The 624-nt window shown below is 48.1% G+C and carries 2 protein-coding genes; both read right to left on the bottom strand.

The window, feature by feature from the left end:
• On the bottom strand, positions 1-281 hold a 281-nt coding region (locus GC102_RS10675; RefSeq protein WP_246320856.1), incomplete at its 3' end, for a permease prefix domain 1-containing protein.
• Between the two features lie 13 nt (positions 282-294).
• A partial coding sequence (locus GC102_RS10670) for a PadR family transcriptional regulator (protein ID WP_171689508.1) occupies positions 295-624 on the bottom strand: 330 nt, incomplete at its 5' end.

Raw genomic sequence — 624 nt, 5'->3', positions numbered from 1 at the left:
GCAAAGTCGCTTTTCGCCAGGTTGCTTGCGCTAAAGTTTGTCACTACTTGCCGTTCCAGCGAGCGGGAGAGGTTGGCGACTTCCAGTATCGTTTGTTCGATGTCACCGATGCTCTCAATGGTCATCTTAAACGCTGTTTCATCGTCTTTGCCCGCGGCTTTGAGTTCACGATATCGCTCCTGCAAATCGGAGTGCAGGTCCGCCTTTAATTCGGTAACGCTTTTTACCCCATCGTATGGCGTAAACACGCCGTTCAAATAGTTCATCAATTTCGGATTCATAACATCAATCTCCTTATAATAAATTTTCTAGTACGCGCTTTGAATACTCCCAATTGCTTTTGTTGCGGGCGTAAGTAACGTTGCCCTTATCGGTAATTCTAAAATACTTGCGCCGTCCGCCCTGTGATTCATCGCCCCAATACCACTCGATATCGCCGTCTGTCTCAAGCCGCCGGACGCTGGAGTACATCGTGGCTTCTTTTAATTCATATTCGCCGCTCGAGCGCTCGGCGATCAGTTTGACAATTTCGTACCCGTAGCGGTCAGCTTCGGATAAGAGACGTAAAATCATCGTATCGGTATGTCCGCGAAGCAAGTCGGATGTAATTTTGTTCTCGCTCAT

The sequence above is a fragment of the Paenibacillus germinis genome, assembly GCF_013141785.1.
Lineage (GTDB): Bacteria > Bacillota > Bacilli > Paenibacillales > NBRC-103111 > Paenibacillus_E > Paenibacillus_E phytorum.
Note: the sequence above shows the minus strand (reverse complement) of the source record. Positions and strands in the feature narration are given on the sequence as shown.